The 20308-nt window shown below is 63.5% G+C and carries 11 protein-coding genes; 7 read left to right on the top strand and 4 right to left on the bottom strand.

Annotation, left to right across the window (positions count from 1 at the left end; all coding sequences use genetic code 11):
• Positions 1 to 5 precede the first annotated feature (5 nt).
• The 6 genes from BM400_RS08820 to BM400_RS08795 all read left to right on the top strand — a co-directional run bounded on the left by BM400_RS08820 (position 6) and on the right by BM400_RS08795 (position 6577).
• The gene (locus tag BM400_RS08820; protein ID WP_089838556.1) at positions 6 to 530 is read left to right on the top strand and encodes a RidA family protein; all 525 of its coding nucleotides are present in this window, start codon (positions 6 to 8) and stop codon (positions 528 to 530) included.
• 181 nt (positions 531 to 711) lie between these two features.
• Positions 712 to 2325, top strand: a complete 1614-nt coding sequence (locus BM400_RS08815; protein WP_089838554.1) for a PLP-dependent transferase — start codon at positions 712 to 714, stop codon at positions 2323 to 2325.
• Positions 2326 to 2611: 286 nt separating this feature from the next.
• The gene (locus BM400_RS08810) at positions 2612 to 4021 is read left to right on the top strand and encodes an amidohydrolase/deacetylase family metallohydrolase (RefSeq protein WP_089838552.1); all 1410 of its coding nucleotides are present in this window, start codon (positions 2612 to 2614) and stop codon (positions 4019 to 4021) included.
• 185 nt (positions 4022 to 4206) lie between these two features.
• Positions 4207 to 4656 carry a DUF3299 domain-containing protein gene (locus BM400_RS08805; protein WP_089838551.1) on the top strand — a complete coding sequence of 150 codons (450 nt, stop codon included), beginning with the start codon at positions 4207 to 4209 and terminating at the stop codon, positions 4654 to 4656.
• On the top strand, positions 4653 to 5327 hold the full coding sequence (locus BM400_RS08800) for an ABC transporter ATP-binding protein (RefSeq protein ID WP_089838549.1): 675 nt from the start codon (positions 4653 to 4655) through the stop codon (positions 5325 to 5327). Before BM400_RS08805 ends, BM400_RS08800 begins: the two co-directional genes overlap by 4 nt.
• Positions 5324 to 6577 (top strand): ABC transporter permease, encoded by a 1254-nt coding sequence (locus tag BM400_RS08795; RefSeq protein ID WP_089838547.1) that lies wholly within the window; start codon positions 5324 to 5326, stop codon positions 6575 to 6577. The genes BM400_RS08800 and BM400_RS08795 overlap by 4 nt, the downstream gene beginning before the upstream one ends.
• 435 nt (positions 6578 to 7012) lie before the next feature.
• On the opposite strand, the gene BM400_RS08790 is transcribed toward BM400_RS08795, so the two are convergent.
• From BM400_RS08790 to BM400_RS08775, 4 genes are all read right to left on the bottom strand, one after another.
• Positions 7013 to 8101 (bottom strand): lactonase family protein, encoded by a 1089-nt coding sequence (locus tag BM400_RS08790; protein ID WP_089838545.1) that lies wholly within the window; start codon positions 8099 to 8101, stop codon positions 7013 to 7015.
• Between the two features lie 9 nt (positions 8102 to 8110).
• Positions 8111 to 9640, bottom strand: coding sequence for an FAD-binding oxidoreductase (locus BM400_RS08785; protein WP_245781762.1), 1530 nt, complete (start codon positions 9638 to 9640; stop codon positions 8111 to 8113).
• A 20-nt stretch (positions 9641 to 9660) separates the two neighbouring features.
• Positions 9661 to 10965: a lactonase family protein gene (locus BM400_RS08780; RefSeq protein ID WP_089838540.1), complete on the bottom strand. Its 1305-nt coding sequence runs from the start codon at positions 10963 to 10965 to the stop codon at positions 9661 to 9663.
• 87 nt (positions 10966 to 11052) lie between these two features.
• Positions 11053 to 12162 carry a Gfo/Idh/MocA family protein gene (locus tag BM400_RS08775; RefSeq protein ID WP_089841652.1) on the bottom strand — a complete coding sequence of 370 codons (1110 nt, stop codon included), beginning with the start codon at positions 12160 to 12162 and terminating at the stop codon, positions 11053 to 11055.
• 167 nt (positions 12163 to 12329) lie between these two features.
• Here BM400_RS08775 and BM400_RS08770 point away from each other — a divergent pair, with 167 nt between their 5' ends.
• Complete coding sequence (locus BM400_RS08770; protein WP_089838538.1) at positions 12330 to 20258, top strand: beta strand repeat-containing protein; 7929 nt, start codon at positions 12330 to 12332, stop codon at positions 20256 to 20258.
• Positions 20259 to 20308 lie beyond the last annotated feature (50 nt).

Raw genomic sequence — 20308 nt, 5'->3', positions numbered from 1 at the left:
AATACATGTCCACCCAGTCCCGTCGAGGTCTCCTCAAGAACGCCGCAGCCGCGGCAGCCGCCGTAGCCGGAGCATCCGTCCTCACCCCCGAAGCCCAGGCGCAATCCAGCGCCCAAACCGGCGTCTCCTGGCAGAAGAAGGCCATCAAGCACGTCGACATCCCCAACGCCGCCTCCACGCTGGCCCCGGGCGTCGCTCCCATCGCCGGAGCCCCCCTCTTCAACTCGATCATCACCTACGGCGGTCTCGTCTTCATCGCCGGCACCGGCGCCCACTTCAAGGGCACCATCGAAGAGCACACCAAGCACGTCCTCGATGAGATCGAACTCCAGCTCAAGGCCGCCGGCTCCTCCATGGAGAAGGTCCTCAAGGTCAACGTCTACCTCTCCGACCTCGCCAACTACGCCAAAATGAACGCCGCCTATGCCGGCCGCTTCGGCGGAGTTCCCCCCGTTCGCACCACGATCGCCGTCGTAGGCGGCGTCCCCGGCGACTCCCTCGTAGAAATCGACTGCATCGCCGCCCTCTAAACCGCCCCCAACCCGGGTGCCCCACATCTCGCTGCTGAGATGTGGGTTCCACCCGGGGCACCAGGCGACCGAAGCCACACTGGATAAGCTTGGGCTCTTGAGAATGAGCGTGGGGCTCAATCCGGCAACGTACTCGCTTCAAACAGATTCGTAAAAAGAAAGAAAGACAGGTAAAAACGGCATGTCCCTCCTTCCGACTTCCAAGTCCCGCTGGTCTCGCAGAGACGTCCTCAGGAACTCCGGCCTTCTCACCGCGGCGGCTGCCGTAGCGCCTCTCTCCGCCTCCGCCGCGACCATGAACTCCGGCAGCGCTCCCCTCACCATCACCAACAAGGGCACCTTCACCGACAACCTCTACACCCAGATCGGTCTCCGCCCCATCGTCAACGCGCGCGGCACCTACACCATCATCTCCGGCTCGCAGTCCTTGCCTGAAGTGAAACAGGCCATGTTCGAGGCCTCCCAGTACTACGTCCACATCGACGAACTCATGGCCGCCGTAGGCGCCGAGATCGCCTCCCACATGGGAGCCCCCTCCGCCATCGTCACCACAGGCTGCGAGGCCGCCATCGCCCTTGCCACCGTGGCCTGTTGTATCGGCACCGACCCCGAATACTCCCAGTCGATGCCCTACAAGAAGAAGAAGGACCAGGTCATCATCCCTTCGATCTACCGCAACCAGTACGACTTTGGCACCCGCATGTCCGGCCCCGAAATCGTCGAGGTGGAAACCGACGCCGAACTCCGCGCCAAGATCTCCGACCGCACCGCGATGATCTACATCATCTCCGGCCCCCGCGCCTTCGAAGAGCCACTCTCCATCAAGACCATCTGCGCCATCGCGAAGGAAAAGGGCGTTCCCGTCTTCGTCGACGCCGCCGCCGAAGAGCCCATCGTTCCCAACATCCACTTCGCCGCCGGAGCCACCTTCGTCGCCTACTCGGGCGGCAAGTGCATGCGCGGACCCCAGGCCTCCGGCATCCTCCTCGGGCCCAAAGACCTCTGCGCCGCCGCCTTCTGGAACGCCGCCCCCCACCATAACTGGGGACGCGCCCTCAAGGTCGGCAAGGAAGAGGCCATGGGCATCCTCGCCGCCGTCCGCCAGTGGTACAAGCGCGACCACGAAGCCGAGCAGAAGCAGTGGAACGACTGGATCAACTACATCGCCGCCGAGCTCAAGGGCATCCCGACCCTCACCACCAAGGTCAATCCCATCACCGCCGATCTCTCCAACCGCGCCCCGACCCTCACCGTCTCCTGGGACGCCGCCAAGGTCGGCATCACCGGCACCGAGCTCGTCGCCATGCTCGACAAAGGCAGCCCCCGCATCCTCGTCATGGGCGGCAGCGGCACCCGCCCCGACCACATGCACTCCTCCTTCGAGATCATGCCCTACATGATGGAGCCCGGCGACTACAAGATCGTCGCCGAGTTCGTCTCGAAGTACCTCCGCAACCCCGGCCACTTCGAAAACCCCGTCGTCCCCACCGGCCCCACCGCCAGCCTCGCCGGCACCTGGGCCGTCGAGATCACCTACCTCCGCGGCACAGCCCAGCAGCAGTTCATCCTCGAGCAGAAGGGCACCGCCATCACCGGCACACAGCACGGCGAGCTCTACACCACTGAACTCCACGGCAAGGTCACCGCCGACCACGTCCAGCTCATGAGCGCCATGAACATCAGCGGCTCAACCGTCCCCTACACCTTCACCGGCGTCGCATCCGGCTCCACCATCACCGGCGACGTCAAGCTCGGCGAGTACGGAGCCGCAACCTTCCGCGCCACCAAGGCCTAACCGTTTTAACGTTGCATCGTAGTTGCCCTTGGACGTGGACTTCAGCCCCACGTCCGAGGGCAGGAGAAGAAGGGGCTTGCGCCCCGGTCCGTTGTCTTTGCCGTTGCCGTCGCCCTTTGGCTGTCATCCACGAAGGGAATCCGCTTTTGTCTTTCGTCTTGGCTTCCAGGTATTCCAAGGCTTTAGCCTTGGGTCTCACCGTCCGCCAATGAACCGGGCTTTAGCCCCTGGGGTATGCCTTCCTCTCCCAGGGCTGAAATACAACATCACCGCCAAGAGGTCCTCGATGAACATCAGCCGTTGTACGACCGCAGCCCTGGCCACCCTGGCCCTCTGCTCCTCCTTCGCCTTCTCCCAGCGCCGCGTCGGCCCGACCATGCCGCCGAACCCGCTCCCCTACGATCTCCTCATCGCCAACGGCCACGTCCTCGACGACAAGAACCACATCGACGCCATGATGGACGTCGGTATCAAGGACGGCAAAATCGCCGCCGTAGCCCCCCACATCGACCACGCCCAGGCCCTCAAGACCGTCGACGCCAAGGGCCTCTACGTCACCCCCGGCCTCATCGACCTCCACACCCACGTCTATACCGGCACCGGCGAAAAGGGCTCCTACGCCGGCGACCTGTCCATCTACCCGGATGGCTTCACCCTCCGCAATGGCGTCACCACCATCATCGACGCCGGCTCCTCCGGCTGGCGCAACTTCGACGACTTCAAAGATAAGATCATCGACCGCCAGAAGACCCGCGTCCTCTCCGAGCTCAACATCGTCGGCTCCGGCATGCGCGGCGGCAAGTACGAAGACAACCTCGACGACATGGACGGCAAGCTCACCGGCGAAAAGGCCAAGCAGTTCCCCGGCGTCATCGTCGGCATCAAGAGCGCCCACTTCACCGGCCCCGAATGGAAGCCCTACGAGCAGGCCGAAATCGCCGGCAAAATCGCCAACATCCCCGTCATGATCGACTTCGGCGCCAACCGCATCGAGCGTCCCCTCTACGACCTCGTCACCAAGTACCTCGAGCCCGGCGACATCTACACCCACTGCTTCTCCGGCCTCCGCCGCGAGCAGGACGCCGAAACCGGCGGCCCCTCCGCCGCACTCATCGCAATGCGCAAGCGTGGCATCTACTGCGATATCGGCATGGGCGGAGGCTCCTTCTCCTGGACCGTCGCCATCCCCCTCATGAAGGCCGGCTATCACCCCGACTCCCTCTCCACCGATCTGCATGTCGGCTCCATGAACAGCGCCATGAAGGACATCCTCGGCGTCGCCGACCGCATGCTCCTCATGGGCGAAACCATCCCCGAAGTCTTCGCCCAGATGACCTCGCATCCCGCCCACGAGATCCGCCAGGAGCAGTACGGCAACCTCTCCATCGGTGCCGGCGCCGACGTCGCCCTCTTCTCCATCGAGAAGGGCAGCTTCGGCTTCACCGACATGTACAACACCAAAGCCATGGGCACCCAGCGCATCATCTGCGAACTCACCTTGCGTGACGGAAAGATCGTCTACGACCTCAACGGCATCTCCGCCGACATGTGGGACGCCACCAAGCACTCCGCCGACGAGAGCCAGTCGCGTCGCTGGACTACCTTCAACGAGCGTCCCTTCGGAGCCACCGGCGGCAAGAAGTTCCCCCAGTCCGTCCCCGTGGGCTCGCTCCCCTCCGCAACAAAACCGCAGTAACCAACGTCAAACAACCACGCTCATCCCATGCAGCACACTGCGGGATGAGCGTGGTTTCGAATGGGCCTCACCATCCGCCAATGAACCGGGCTGAAGCCCCTGAGGTAGGCCTTTCTATCCTCCCCACAACCGCTCTTTTGGTCGAATCCCACTCAACCCGCATCCAACCCAGAGAGGAGAACAACATGAACCTTCGCATCCCGGTACTATCCGTCCTCCTCTCCGCCACCCTCCTCCTCGCCGCCCCGGTCCCCGCCACGCAGGTCTCCTGGAACACCCTCAAGACCCTCACCGACACCAAGGCCCCCTCCCCCGCCAAATCCCTCGACAAGAAAATCGTAGCCGTCCCCGGCTTCATGGTGCCCCTCGAGGACGACGCCGATCAGGTCACCGAGTTCCTCCTCGTTCCCTTCTCCGGAGCCTGCATTCACGTACCCCCGCCACCGCCGAACCAGATGATCTACATCAAGCTCAAGAACCACGGCAAGGCGAAGATGTCCTTCACCGATCCCATCATCGTCACCGGCCAGCTCCACGTCTCCACCGTCGATAGCCCCTACGGCGACGTCAGCTTCAGCATGGACGGCGACTCCGTTGGCCCCTACGACCAGGAAAAGGCCCAGGCAAAGAAATGACCGAAGCCGTTCGAATCGAGAACGTCCATTTCGCCTACACCCCCGCCAAACCCATCCTCAGCATCCCGTCTCTCGTCCTGCCCACCGGCCTCCGTACCTTCCTCCACGGCCCCAGCGGCTCCGGCAAGACCACCCTCCTCTCCCTCATCTCCGGCGTCCTCACGCCCCAGCAGGGCTCCGTACAGGTCCTCGGCCAAGAGCTCACCAGGCTCTCCTCCGGCAAGCGCGACACCCTCCGCGGCGCCTCCATCGGCTACATCTTCCAGACCTTCAATCTCATCCCCTACCTCACCGTCGCCGAGAACATCGCGATCCCCTGCCGCCTCCACCCCGAGCGCCGCGCCCGCATCGCCGGCAACCTCCACGAAGAGGTAGCCCGCATCGCACGGCGCCTCGACCTCCACGCCCATCTCGACGCACCCGTCACCCGCCTGTCCACAGGCCAGCAGCAGCGCGTCGCCATCGCAAGAGCCGTCATCGGCTCCCCGCCGCTCATCATCGCCGACGAGCCCACCTCGTCCCTCGACACCGACCGCCGCGACGACTTCCTCAACCTCCTCGACGAGGTTCTGCAAGGCGCGACCCTCCTCTTCGTCTCCCACGACCTGAGCCTGGCATCGCACTTCGACCAAACCCTCTCCCTGCGCACCTTGAACGAGGCCGCCCAATGACCATTCTCTGGCTGGCCCTCCGCTCCCTCCGCGCCCGCACCCTGGCGACCTCCCTCACCATCTTCTCCATCGCCCTCTCCGTCATGCTCCTCGTCGGCGTGGACCGCCTCCGCAGCGCCACGCAAGCCGGCTTCTCCGGCACCATCTCCCACACCGACCTCATCGTAGGAGCCCGCGGCGGCGGCCTCCCCCTTTTGTTGTCAAGCGTTTTCCATATCGGTGCCGCCTCTAACAACATCTCCTGGGCCTCTTACCAGCACTTCGCCCAGCACAAGGCCGTCGCCTGGACCATCCCCATCTCCATCGGCGACTCTTACCGCGGCTTCCCCGTCATCGCCACCGACGAAAACTTCTACCGGCACTACCAGTACCGTGGCGGCCATTCGCTCGCCCTCGCCGAAGGCCACGCCGCAACCGGCCTGTTCGACGTCGCCCTCGGCTCCACCATCGCCAAAGAGCGCAACCTCCACCTCGGCGACAAGATCGTCCTCGCCCACGGCGTCGAAGAAAAATCCATCCTCAACCACGACAACACGCCCTTCACCGTCGTCGGCATCCTCGCCCAGACCGCCACCCCCGTCGACCGCTCCCTCTACATCACCCTCCTCGGCGAAGAGGCCATGCACTTCGGCTGGTCCGGCGGCACGCCCCCCGCCATCGGTGAGGCCGTCCCCGTCCTCGACCCCTCGAAGCTCCAGGTCGACCAGATCACCAGCTTCATGCTCGGCGCCAAATCGCGCGTCAGCACCCTCTACCTCCAGCGCGAGATCGACACCTACAAGCCCGAGCCCCTCACCTCGATCATCCCCGCCTACACCCTCCAGGAGCTCTGGAGCCTCCTCGACTACGCCGACACCGCCCTCTCCCTCGTCTCCGCCGCCGTCCTCGTCGTGGGCCTCTTAGCGATGCTCATCGCCCTCTACACCGCCCTCAACGAACGCCGCCGCGAGATCGCCGTCCTGCGCGCCGTAGGCCTCCACGCCTACCAGATCTTCCTGCTCTTCGTCCTGGAATCCACCTTCATCGCCGCCATCGGCACCGCGATCGGCATCGCCGCCGTCTACGTCCTCCTCTACGCGCTGCGCACCACCATCGAGACCCACTTCGGCCTCCCCATCGCCCAGGTTGGCCTCAGCCCGCGCGTAGAACTCTACGCCGCCGCCACGCTCGTCTCAGCCGCTATCCTGGGGCTCATCCCAGCCTTCGGTGCCTACCGCAACTCCCTCGTAGACGGCCTGAACGCCCGCTAGCCCAAAACCAAACCAAGACAGAACCATCCGGATGGGTGCCGCATCCTTTCGGCATCATCGAAAGGATGCGGTCGGCCCGCCTCAAACCCAATGGCAACGCATAGCCCGTTGCGGTTGCGGTTGCCGTTGCCATCGCCTGTACGTATCCGCTTTGGAATCTCTACCTGGCCACCCTCGCTCCGGTCGCTAACCGAGCTATCTGTCCGATCATCGAACAAAAACAGACCACTTTTGCCAAACACGGAAAAAGTAGCATTCTGTCCACATTTTCCGTACTTTTGCCACGTTTTACCATCCAAAGTGCTCCTGGAGAAACATGGGGATTTCCGCACCGGCCACCCGTAACCCCTTTAGATCACCACGATACGGGCAAAAGAAAAAGTGCACCGAAACCGGTGCACTTTCATACCACTTTTCAGACCGGAGGTCCGACCTCTAGCCAACAACGAGGCTAACCGCACCAGCCTTGGGAAGCACCAAAGCACCCTCCCCAAGCCGTCCAGCAAATACCGGAATCCGGCTCACCCCACCAGCCCCGGCCAACAGCAACTCCTTGCCCGCCAGCACCATCTGCTCCGGCCGCCCCGCACCCGCAACCGTAACGCTCTGCAAAGCCCGCAGCCGCCCACCGGAAGAAAGTCCGAACGAAGCCACAACCGTCTCCCCGGCATGGTCCACACCAGCCAGATAAATCCTATTCCCAGAGCCATTTACCGCCAGAGGTCCACACTCCGCCAAAGCCACCGGAAGCGCATGCACCGCCGCCTCCAGCCGCCCGGAGGTCTGATCCACCGGCAACACCGTGAGCCCAGCCGAAAGCCGCGAAGCGACCACCAGGTGCGATCCCGCCAGCACCAGATGCCCAGGCCCGCTCCCCGCCGGCAGCGAAACCCGGCTGGCCACCGAAGCGATCCCCTCCGTAAACACCAGGTGATTCACCCGGTCCGAGCCGAAATCGCTGGCATACGCGCCCAGCTCTCCAGCCACGGAAGCATGTGGATGTGCTTTCTCCTGAAGGACATGCGGCCCGGACCCAATTTGCTTCAGAGCCGAAGCCACCGGCAGCAAAGCCCCGTCCTCTGCCAGCCCGAACGCGTTGTAGGCCCCTCCGCCCGCCGACGAAACCAGCAGCACGTCGTCCACGACCGAAAGATGCGAGGGCGCGGTCGCCGAAAGCGCCATCCCCTCCACATTCATCGCCGCAAGCCCCGAACCCGTCACGCGGAACGCCGCGACACTCCCCCGCGGCCGATCCCCATGCCCGTCCACGGCATCCGTGGCATACAGCACCGGCAGCGTGGGATGCAGCGCGAGCCCACGCGGACTGGCCGCCACCACCGCAGCGCCATCCTGCCTCCAGGCCCCATCGGAGACCCGGTAAGCCATCACAGTCCCATCCGAAGCCCCCACAAACGCGCGAAAACTCCCACTCGGAGCCTCGGCAACCGCAACGGAGGAAAACTTCGGCGCAACCACCGCCGCCGCGCTCAGAGCCGAAACAAACGTACGCCGCGTCCAGATCATCGTCGCCTCCTAGGCCCGTACGCTCATCGAGCTGTGGAACACATTGTTCGGGTCATACTTCTTCTTCACCGCGATCAGGAACGGATACAGGTCGCCCGTCCCGTAGAACAGCTCCGGCCAGAACTTGTACCGCAGCATATCCGCGTCCGAGTAGTTCATGTAGCACCCCTCGAACCGCGGTCCCATCGGCGTGCCCTGGTACTGCGGTCCAACCTGTGGCCCCGTATAGATCGACGTGTAAAAATCGTCCATGAACTTCAGATGGATCGGATCCTGCTCCTTATCCCGCCAATAGCACTGGTACTGCAGCTTCATGATCGAAGCCCTCTGCGAGACCGAAGTATCCGCCAGCCGGGCCGGATCGTTCACCGCGCCGCCATACGAGTCGATCGCCATCACTGACCCCATCGCACCCGCGCTCGGCGACTTCATGAACTTGTACGCCGCCGCACACTCCTCCGCCGAAAAGCTCTGCTTCATATACGCCGACTTGTACTTGCCCCGGCTCCCACCGCCGACCCCACCGTTCACCGTGGCCTCATACCAGTGCCGGTAGCTGATGTCGTAGGGTCGTCCGTCCTTATTCTGCAACACAGGAGCCATGGTCTGACCATTCCGTCCACCACCACCCCCATTCGGCAAAGGATTCAAATCCCGAAACAAATCGAAGAACTCATGCAGCACCGCGACATCCCTCGCCGTGCCGTCAGGATTGCAGAACTGCGCATGCATCCCGATCCGCGCCTGTGGACCGGATGCCGGGCTCACGCCGAAGAAGGTGAATAACCCCCACGTATCCTTGTCCTTGCCGCGCCCCTCGAAGAAATCGCCGTAACGCTGCAGCAACTTGGTGAACTTCACTTCCGTCATGTCTTCCCAGGCAAACGACACGCCCGCATCCGCCACCTGGCTCGGAGCCGTCGGCAGCTTCTCGAAGTAGAAGTTCGTAATAATGCCGAAGTTCCCGCCGCCCGCACCGCGGCAGGCCCGAAAGAGATCCGCATCGTGATCCTTGTCGATATGCCGCTCAATCACCTTGCCGTGCGCGTCGACCGTCAAAACATCGAGGGACGTGACCCAATCCGAGGTCAGGCCGAAGAGCCGTGAGAGCACCCCGTATCCGCCGCCCGAGATATGTCCGCCAGCACCTACCGCATAACAGCTACCACCCGGCATCGTGACGCCATACTTCTTATAGAGTTGCGCATACGCCACGCCGAGCATGGTGCCCGCGCCCACGCGATAGCCGTATTTGCCCTTGTCCACCGTGTCATGCGTGGACAAGTCGATGATCACGCCGCCCGGGTTGTTCTGCCAGAAGTCCTCATAGCCATGACCACCGGACCTCACCGTCGGTCTCAGTCCGGCGGCGATAATCTGCTGCAGCGCAGCCGCGCACTCCGCCCCATCCGCGCAGACGGCAATCTTGGATGGCGGAGGCACCGCAGGGTCCGGAAACCGCGCATTGTTGCCCTTCTTCAGCAATTCGAACCGCGGGTCAGCACGGTCGATCATCGGGGGATTCGCACTTACGGGCATCGTCTCTCCTGAAAAGCCAACTAGGAAACAAAAACCAAACACTGCGGACTATCGATCGGGAACAGCTTCACCGGGCCCGACAGCTTGCCCGTCACCGCATCCCGCGCCATCACCGACACCTGCGCCGAATCCTGGCAGGCCACCAGCAAAAACTTCTCCGTAGGATCGAGCGTCACATGCCGCGCTGTCTTACCGCCGTGCTCGATCACCTGCTCCAGCTTCACCGCGCCCGTCTTATGGTCGATCGAAAGCATCGCGACCGTTTCGTTCCGGCGGTTTCCCACGTAGCAGAACCGTCCATCCTTCGACGTCAGAATCTCCGAACAGAAAGCCGTATTCTTCGGAAAGTCGGGCTCCAGCGTCGACACAAACGACCCAATCGTCGTCAACGTGCCCGTATGTTTATCCCACGCAAGATGGTCGACCGTGGAGTCCAGCTCATTCACGTTGTAGACCCACTTGCCGTTCGGATGAAACGTAAGGTGGCGAGGCCCCGATTTCTGCCGCCCCTGCCAGAATGCCGGCGTGTTCTCCGTCAGTTTGCCCGTCTTCTGGTCGATCCGGTAGATCATGATCCGGTCCGAGCCCAGGTCGTTCACCAACAGGAACTTGCCATCCGGAGAGGGCGTCGCCTCATGCGCATGGGGATGAGCGTGTTCGGGCAGGCCGTCCACCGGCTTGTATTGAAAATGCGATATCGAAGGCGAGATCGTCCCGGCCTTATCCACGGCGTACGAAGTCAGGCTACCGCTGCCATAGTTGGCAACATAGACGCTCTTTCCATCGCGATTCACGCCCACATGCGCTGGCCCTGAACCTTCCGCCGACTGCTCATTCACCTTGGTCAGCGTCACCCCGCTGCCCTTGTTCACGGCGAACGACGTCACCATGCCCTTCTTCACCTCGCTGATCGCGAACAGGTGCTGCTGATGCCGGTCGACCGCGATCCAGGTCGGGCTTTCCAGCTCCGCAGCCAGGGTCATCTCGCCGAGAGAACCAGTCGTCGCATCGAAGTCAGCGACATAGATCCCTTTGCTCTTGCTCTTGCCACCGGTCCCGGTGCCAATCAACAGGCGTGTCTTCTTCACGGCGGCAAAGCCCTCAACGGTTGCGGGTAGAACTGCAGTGGCAGCCATCATACGAACCAGAGTGCGGCGAGTCAGCATAGTCGAAACATTCTCCATCTGCCCATTATCGGCGCATTCCCGCCGTTCGTCCTTGTCGAAACGCACCGTGCAGGCACCGAATCCGGCGGCCACCGCGAAACCGCCGGCCCTCGGCATCGACAGCAGGACCGTCGCACCGCAGTTCAGATCCCGTGTCACGCCATCCTATGGGCACATCACCCTAAGAGCCACAGTCAAATGGTGAGTGTCATGGCTAGGCCAAATAGCCTAAGCACGCGTGTCCTGTCATGCATTCTTCGCAGCCGACTCATAGATCCGCATCATTGCCTTCATATCCTTCAGGCCTTCCTCACCCGAGGGCCCCACCGGTAATCCATCCAGAATGCACTTCGAAAAATAATCCGACTCCCTCGCGAATTGTGCGGGATCCTTCTCCTCCTCCAGGTCGTCGATCATCTGCGGTGGATCCCCTCGATTCACCCCATTGATCCGCGCCTGCAGATGAATCCCCTGGTACCCAAACTGTGTCAGCGTCAACGTTCCCTTCGATCCATGCACGCGGATGATCCCCTCCATCGAAGCCCCGTACGTCGACGAGCACGAAGCCAGCACTCCTGAGGGAAACTTCATCGTCCAAACGACATTCTCTTCCACCTCGTCGAACCGCCCGTCATGGTCGATCACTGAGGTATACGCATTGATCCCCACCGGCTCCTCACCGAGAAAAAAGCGGCAGGCATTTAGCGAATAGATCCCCACATCCATCAGAGGCCCGCCGCCCGCAAGCTTGCGATTGCATCTCCACTCGCCCTTCGCGATGTTGAATCCGTTCGCGCTTTCCACTGCCTGGATCGTCCCCAGCGATCCCTTCTGCACCAGATCGCGCGCATGCAAAAACGTCGGCACAAGCTGGCATCGATAGGCGATCATCAGCTTCTTGCCCGCGACCTTGCACGCCGCGATCATGTCCTCGGACTCCTTCACCGTATTCGCCATCGGCTTCTCGCACAGCACATGCTTGCCGGCATTTGCCGCACGAATCGAGTATTCCGCATGCATCGAGTTCGGCAGCGCAATGTACACCGCATCGATGTTCGGGTTATCGCGAATCTTGTCGTAGTCCTCGTAGCTGTAGATCGAGCTCTCCGGCACACCATACTCCGCCGCAACCTTCAGCGCCTTGTCGCGATGCCCGCTCACGATCGCCGTAATCTCTCCCAGCGATCCCATCTTCGTTCCTGGCATGAAGTGCTGCAGCGAGATCCGCCCCAGCCCCACCACGCAGTAACGAATCTTCTTTGCAGCTCCACCCTGCGCAAACGCAGCGGACGGAGCAAATGGAACCACAGCGGCAGCCCCAGCCAGACGGGCAAACTCTCTTCGCGACAGATTCATGGCAATCTCTCCTGACCGCAGCATCATAGCCGATCAAGAAATTTTCTTCTCGCCCAACGTTTCTGCCGCGCAGCCCTCGGCGCACCACACGCAGCGATCACATCCGGCGGAACAAATTCTCATGCTCTCCCCCACCACGCCGATACACGGGACGGGAGCCTCCACTCATGCGCAAGCAGCATTCCTTTGTCCGCCTCGTCCTGTCGTCCGTGCTTTCCTTCCTCGCCGCCTTCGTCCTCGGCTGCGGTGGAGGACACCCGTACACAGGCGGCGCAATCACCATTTATGCGGACAACGCATCCGTCAGTGCAGGCTCCACCACGCAGCTCCACGCCACCCAGTACGACATCGCAGGCATAGCGAGAGACATCTCCGCCACCGTCACCTGGACCTCATCCGCTCCATCCATCGCCACCGTCAGTACCAGCGGACTGCTCACCGGCATGAGCGCCGGCTCGGCCATAGTCACCGCAACCCTCAGCACCGCAACCGGAACCTTCGGCGTCTCCATCGGCGCGCCATCTGTCACCGCGCTCGCCCTCTCGTCCGCCAGCGCAAGCATCTACACCAACGCCACCCAGCAGTACACCGCTGCTGCTACCTATGCGAACAACACTACGGCAAATGTGACGTCGTCGGCCACATGGAGCGTCCTCCCCGCCTCCGTCGCGACGATCGGCGCCTCCGGCCTCCTCACCGCCCTCTCCCCCGGCACCTACGTCATCACCGCCACGAACGGCGGCAAAACCGTGACCATCTCCGGCACCGTCTCCGACCCGCCCCTCGCATCCATCGCCATTGCCCCGGCAAACCCCAGCATCCAGGCCGGTACCAAACAGCAGTTCACCGCGACCGCCACCTACGCCGACGGATCCACCCAGAATGTAACCAATTCCGTTGCATGGACCTCGTCGAGCCCATCGCTCCTCGCCATCGACGCCTCCGGCCTCGCCACACTCTCCCACACCCGGACTGCATCCACGGCAACGATCACCGCCCAATCCGGCACGATCACCCAAACCACCAACGCCTCCATCACTCCCTCCGCCACCGTCACCGCGCTCATCGTCCAGCCCACCAGTAGTAGCGTCGCGGCCGGAACCGCCGAGCTCCACACCGCGCTCGCCCTCTACTCCGACGGCTCGCAGCAAAATGTAACCAGTGTGGTTACATGGAGCACCAGCGCCACATCCGTCGTTGCCGTCGGCCCATCCGGCATGGACATCGCCATCGCGCCCGGCACAGCAACCCTGCAAGCCTCCTACGCCGGCCTCCAGAGCCAGAGCACCGTCATCGTCACCCCCGCCACCATCACCGGCCTCGCAATCACCGCCACCCGCGACCTCTTCCCTGTAGGCGCCGTCCAGCAACTCATCCTCACCGGCACCTTCTCCGACGGCTCGCATCAGGATCTCTCGCTCACCGCGAACTGGCACAGCTCCGACCCCGCCATCGCCACCATCGCATCGAATGGCGTCGCCCAGGGTGTGGCCGCTGGAGACGTCCAGTTCACCGCCAGCTTCGGCGGGCTTACCGCCCACACGGATGGCTTCCAGGTCCTGCCCCGCGATCTGATCTCCACCGCCATCCAGATCCCTGACCCTATCGTCATCCGCGGCGCGCGCGAGCAGCTTCGTTTCATCGGCGTCTACGCCGACGGCTCTTCGCACGACCTCACCACGCTCGCAACCTGGTCCAGCGCCGACTCTACCGTCTTCTCCATTGACAACCAGGGCGCAGCCTACGGCCTCAGCACGGGCAACACCCAGGTCACCGGCACCGCGCTCGGCAAGAGCGCCACCGTCAACGTCAGCACCTCCGCATCGACGCTCAAGTCCATCCAGATCCTGCCCAACCCCACGCAGTTCGCCCTCGGAACAACCACGCAGTTCAACGCGCTCGGAGCCCTCTCGAACGGCTCCCTCACCAGCATCAGCGACTCTGCCGTCTGGAGCTCCTCGGATCCCACAGTCTTCACCGTCGACAGCCACGGCCGCGTCAAGAGCGGCAAGCCCGGCACGGCGACCCTCTCCGTCACACTGTCAGGCATCACCCAGACCCTCGCCGTCACCGTCACCAACGCAGCCCTAACCAAACTCATCCTCTCCCCCAACAGCGCCATCGTCACCACCACCAGCGGACACCTCTTTACTGCCAGAGGATTCTTCTCCGACGGCACCCTGCAGGACCTCACCCACGACGTACTTTGGGCCACCACCGACGAGACCATCGCCTCCATCGACAACAACGGCCTCGCCCTTGGCATGAAGTCCGGGCAGGTCAACGTCAACGCGACCTTTGGCTCCCAGACCGCAACCGCACCCCTCACCATTACCCAAGCCACCCTTCTCTCCACCGCGCTCATCCCCGGCAACACAGAGCTTCCCGTCTCCATCCATCGCCAGTACACGCTGCTCGGCACCTTCTCCGACGGCACCACCGAAGACCTCGCCTACGACGCCATCTGGTCCGCGCCCACGCCCTCCATCGCCGACGTCCTTGCCAACGGCGAAGTCCTCGGGGTCAGTCCCGGGCTCGGCTCCGTCTCCGCGCAGCATGGACTCTTCACCACCACCACACCCGTCACCGTCACCCATGCCACCCTCGCCGGCATCGCGCTTACGCCTGCGACCGCAACCATCAGGCGCTACGGCCAACAGCAGTTCACCGCCACCGGAACCTTCTCTGACGGCTTCACCCAGCCCCTCACGCTGGACGCACTCTTCCACTCCTCCGCGCCCACCGTCGCCAGCATCGGGGACGATGCCCTCGCTGACGCAACCAGCATCGGCACCTCCACCATCACCGCGACCTTCAACGGCATCACCGCGAGCAGCTCCCTCCAGGTCCAGAGCGACGTCCTCATTTCCATCGCAGTCACACCCACGAACCTGGCCCTCACAACAGGCAACACCCAGCAACTCACCGCCACCGGCACCTACAAGGACGGGACGACCTCGGACCTCACCAGCCAGATCACCTGGGCCTCCTCGAATCCCGCCGTCTTCAACATCGACGTCCATGGCATCGCCACCGCATACCCCACCATAACCACCACAAGCGTCACCGTGACCGCACAGCTCGGCACCGTCACCCAGACCTTCACCGTCGCCATCAGTCCAGCCGGCAGCGGAGGAGGCACAACACCCCCCGCCCTCGTCTCCATCGCCGTGTCCCCCACCAGCAGCCACATCGCCGCAGGAACCACGCTGCAATTCACCCTCACCGGGACCTACTCCGACGGCAGCATGCAGAACCTCACTTCTGCCGCCACATGGAGCAGCTCCTCCCTCACCAACGCCGTCGTCACGCCCACCGGCCTCGTCACTGGCGTCCTTCCCGGCACCGTCAACGTCACCGCGCAACTCGGCGGGATGCAGTCCGCAGCCGTGGTCATCGTCTCTGCCGCAACCCTTCAGTCCGTAGCCCTCAGCCCCAGCGGAGCCAGCTTTGCCAGCGGAAGCACCCAGCAGTTCACCCTCACCGGGACCTTCACCGACGGCACCACCCAGAACCTCTCCACCCAGGCCGTCTGGCTCTCTTCAAACCCGTCCGTAGCCACCGTATCGCCCACCGGCCTCGTCACCGGAACTGGCACAGGCACGGTCGCCATCAGCGCCACCATCAACGGCCAGACCGCGACCACCACGGCGCAGATCACCCCCGCAACCATCGTCTCCGTCGCCGTCGCGCCCACATCCGCATCGTTCGCAAAAGGGACCACACAACAGTTCACCGCGACCGCCACATACTCCGACCACACCACCCACGACATCACCAACGCCGCCAGCTTCACCACCTCAAATACCGGCATCATCGGCATCACCAGTGCGGGCCTCGCCACCGGCATGGGCAGCGGCATCGCGCAGGTGACCGTGACCGCAGCCAACCAGACCGCCACCACACAGTCCGTCACCATCACCCCCGCGACGATCGCCTCCATCGCCATCTACCCCAACACACTCGGCTTCGCCAACGGCACCACCACCCAGTTCACCGCCATCGCCACCCTCTCCGACCGCACCACGCAGGACATAACCACCCAGGCCATATGGACCTCGTCGAATCCCGCGGCGATCACCATCAATGCCACCGGCCTCGCGCAATCCGGAGGCATCGGCACCGCACGCATCACCGCCTCGTTGAACGGCACCGCCGCCTCCACCGGAACCGTCACCGTCACGCCTGCCACGCTCACCGGCATCCTCATCGCGCCGGCATCCGCACAGTTAGCCAAGGGCACAACCAGGCAGTTCACCGCTACCGGAACCTACACCGACGGCACCACCCAGGACCTCTCCACGCAGGTCGCATGGACCACGAGCAATCCAGCCGCAGCCGCCATCGACGCCAACGGTCTTGCCATGGGCATCGCCAACGGCACCACCCAGATCAACGCCTCCTTCCAGGGCAAATCCGCCAGCCCCGCCAGCCTCACAGTCACCAACGCCACACTACTCCTCGTCACCTTCAACCCCTCCTTCCCCACGGTCGCCGCCGGCACCGCCGCGCAGGTCGCCGTCACCGGACACTTCTCCGACGGCACCACCCAGGACCTCACTGCCACCGCAACCTTCTCCTCCTCGAACCCCGCCGCCGCCATCGTATCCACCACTGGCCTCGTCCGCGGCATCGCACCGGGCACCAGCCTCGTCACCGTCACGACCGGCGGCGACATCGCCACCTTCCCCGTCACCGTCACCAACGCCACCCTCACCGCCATCGCCATCACACCCAACCCAACGCCATCCTTCGCCAAAGGCACCACCCAACCGTTCATCGCAACCGGCACCTACACCGACTCGAGCACACAGAACCTCACCACGCAGGTCACCTGGTCCAGCTCCAACCCCGCCGTCCTCACCGTCGACCGCAGCGGCCTCGCCACCGGAGCCAGCGTAGGCTCAGCCTCGCTCACCGCAACCTTCCAGGGCCAGACCATCACCACGCCCGCCGTGCAGGTCACCCCCGCGACCGTCACAACCATCGCGGTCCTGCCAGCCAACCAAACCCTCACCAGTGGCACGACGCAACAGTTCACCGCCACGGCCATCTACACCGACGGCACCACACAGGACATCACCGCCTCCGTCACCTGGACCTCCTCCAACACCAACGCAGCCCTCATCTCCTCCGGCGGCCTCGCCCTCACCGAGATCCCCGGCACAACGATCATCACCGCCCAGTCCGGCACTCTCAACGGCACAACCACCCTCACCACAAACCTCGCTCCCATCCTCATCACGTCCATCACCGTGGCCCCGGCCAACGGAGCTCTCGCCACCGCTACCACGCAGCAATACACCGCCACCGCACACTACTCCGACGGCTCAACCCAGGACGTAACCAACACCGCGACCTGGACCTCCACCATCCCGGCCTCCGCCACCGTCTCATCCACAGGTCTCGTCACCGGCGTAGCCGTAGGCAACACCATGATCGCCGCTCAAGACAACCTCATCGCCGGATCGACCGCCCTCACCGTCACCGCCGCCAACGCAACCCTGACGTCCATAGCCGTCACACCCGCCAATCCATCGCTGGCAGCAGGCCAGACGCAGCAGTTCACCGCAACCGCCAACTACTCCGACGGCTCCATACAAAATGTAACCAACTCAGTTACATGGAATACATCGGCCGCCACCGCCACCATCGACACCAACGGTCTGGCCACCGCCATCTCCACCGGCAACACCGCCATCACCGCCCGACTCAACACAACCACCGGCTCGACCACCCTCACCATAACCCCACCGGCACTCATCTCCATCGCCGTCACACCCGCTCTGGCGAACGTAGCCCGGGGGAATACCCAGCAGTTCGCCGCCATCGCAAACTTCTCCGACGGCTCCATGCAAAATGTAACCAACTCTGCCACATGGCAGTCTTCGATTCCCGCCTTCGCCACCGTCAATACCAACGGCCTCGCCAGCGGCGTCAACGGAGGAGCCACCCAGATCTGGGCCACCCTCTCCGGACACACCGCCCTGGCCACCATGACCGTCAGCCCGGCGACACTCGTCTCGCTCGCCATCACGCCAACCAGCATCACCCTCGCAAGCGGAACCAGCCAGCAATACAAGGCCACCGGCACCATGACCGACGGCTCCACCCAGGACTTCACCCTCTCCGTTCTCTGGAGTTCGTCCAACACCAGCACCGCTACCGTCGACCTCCTCGGCTTCGCCACCTCGCACACTCTCGGCAACGCCATCATCACCGCAACCGCGGGCAGCATCACCGCCACGGCACCCCTCACCGTCACCGCCGCGACGCCCACCACCCTCCAGCTCACACCGGCAGTCATCCTTCTCCCCGCCGGAGCAACGCAACAACTCCTCGCCACGGCAACCTTCTCCGACGGCTCTTCTCAAAATGTAACTACATCTGTTACCTATACCTCTTCGACATCCTCAGTTGCCACGGTAGACGCCAGCGGCAAGCTCACCGCTACCTCCGCAGGAGCCTCCACCATCACCGCAACCCTCGGCTCCGTCTCGACCACGGTCCTCGCCACCATCACCACGGCGACGCTCTCGTCCATCACCGTCACCCCCGCCAACCCATCGCTCGCCGCCGGCGCTAACCAGCAGCTCACCGCCACCGGCACATACACCGACGGCAGCACGCAGGACCTCACCCACTCCGTTCTCTGGACCAGCTCTGCTCCACTCATCGCCGCCGTCAGCCTCACCGGCAACGTCACCGCGGTCACCACCGGCAGCGTCACCATCAGCGCCTCCTTCCTGCTCGTCCAGGGCAGCGCCACCGTCGCCGTCTCGAGCGCCACCATCACCTCCATCGCAGTCACCCCCGCGATCGCCACCCTCGCCGCCGGCCAGACGAAACAGTTCACCGCCACCGCAACCCTATCCAACCTCACCCAGCAGGACGTCACCCACTCCGTCTCCTGGTCCGTCTCCGATCCATCAAAAGCCACCATCACCGGCAACGGAGGCTTCCTCTCCACCAACGCATCCGGCCTCATCGACGTTACCGCAACCCTCAACGGAACCTCCGGCTCTGCGCTCATCACCATCCATCCCGCGATCCTCACCGGACTCTCCATCGCACCCGCAATCCTGTCCATGCCCGCCGGCACCACGCAGCAGATCACAGTCACCGGCCATTACACCGACGGAAGCACCGCCGATCTCACCGCCTCAGCCACCTACCTCAGCACGAACTCCTCCGCCGCGGCCGTCAACGCCAGTGGCATGGTCCACGCCGTCTCCACCGGATCCGCCCTCATCACCACGACCGTAAACGGCATCTCCCAAAATGTAACGACAACCGTAACAAATGCAATCTTGAACTCCATCGCGATCACCCCAAGCGCTCCCACCATGCCCGCCGGCGTCCAAACACAACTCACCGCCACCGGAACCTACTCCGACGGCTCGACCCAGGACATCACCGTCCACGTTCAATGGAACTCGTCGTCGGCATCCGTCGCCACGGTCAGCGCCACCGGCCTCATTCAGTCCTTAGCCGCCGGCTCATCCACGATCACCGCAACCCTCGACGGCATCTCCCAGATAGCCTCACTCACCGTCACCGCCGCGACGCTGCAGTCCATCGCCGTCACGACTGAGCAATCGAGCTTCGCCCTCGGCCTCTCGCTGCAACTCACCGCCACCGGAACCTACTCCGACGGTTCAACACGCGACCTCACCGCCACCACCACCTGGTCCTCGCAGACCCCAGCCATCGGCATCGTCAACTCCACAGGCCTCGCCTCCGGCATCACCACCGGAGCCTTCAACGCGCGAGCCACCACCCATGGCATCACCGGCACAATCTCGATCACGGTCCTCAACGCAGTCCTGCAATCCATCACCGTGACCCCATCGAACGCCACCATCGTCAACCTGCTCGGCACCACCCGTCAGTACACCGCCACCGGACACTTCTCCGATGGCAGTACGCAGAACATCACCACCACCGTCCACTGGGCCATCACCTCCGGCATCGGTCTAGGCAACATCTCCTCCACCGGCAACTTTTCCCCTGTAGCCATCGGTCTCGGAGCCATCACCGCGTCGTCAGGCACCCTCTCCGGCTCGACCGGTTTCCTGGTTGTCTCCGTCCTCTAACCCAAACAGCAAAAGCCCCATGCAGGCATCACGGGCATGGGGTTTTTGAT

The organism is Granulicella pectinivorans (genome assembly GCF_900114625.1).
Classification (GTDB): domain Bacteria; phylum Acidobacteriota; class Terriglobia; order Terriglobales; family Acidobacteriaceae; genus Edaphobacter; species Edaphobacter pectinivorans.
The sequence above is the reverse complement of the archived record's forward strand: the minus strand, read 5'-3'. Positions and strand labels throughout refer to the sequence as shown.

Bases quoted from the DNA above. Each gene is read 5' to 3' on its own strand.
- BM400_RS08820 (WP_089838556.1), top strand. From the start codon at position 6: ATGTCCACCCAGTCCCGTCGAGGTCTCCTCAAGAACGCCGCAGCCGCG.
- BM400_RS08815 (WP_089838554.1), top strand. From the start codon at position 712: ATGTCCCTCCTTCCGACTTCCAAGTCCCGCTGGTCTCGCAGAGACGTC.
- BM400_RS08810 (WP_089838552.1), top strand. From the start codon at position 2,612: ATGAACATCAGCCGTTGTACGACCGCAGCCCTGGCCACCCTGGCCCTC.
- BM400_RS08805 (WP_089838551.1), top strand. From the start codon at position 4,207: ATGAACCTTCGCATCCCGGTACTATCCGTCCTCCTCTCCGCCACCCTC.
- BM400_RS08800 (WP_089838549.1), top strand. From the start codon at position 4,653: ATGACCGAAGCCGTTCGAATCGAGAACGTCCATTTCGCCTACACCCCC.
- BM400_RS08795 (WP_089838547.1), top strand. From the start codon at position 5,324: ATGACCATTCTCTGGCTGGCCCTCCGCTCCCTCCGCGCCCGCACCCTG.
- BM400_RS08790 (WP_089838545.1), bottom strand. From the start codon at position 8,101: ATGATCTGGACGCGGCGTACGTTTGTTTCGGCTCTGAGCGCGGCGGCG.
- BM400_RS08785 (WP_245781762.1), bottom strand. From the start codon at position 9,640: ATGCCCGTAAGTGCGAATCCCCCGATGATCGACCGTGCTGACCCGCGG.
- BM400_RS08775 (WP_089841652.1), bottom strand. From the start codon at position 12,162: ATGAATCTGTCGCGAAGAGAGTTTGCCCGTCTGGCTGGGGCTGCCGCT.
- BM400_RS08770 (WP_089838538.1), top strand. From the start codon at position 12,330: ATGCGCAAGCAGCATTCCTTTGTCCGCCTCGTCCTGTCGTCCGTGCTT.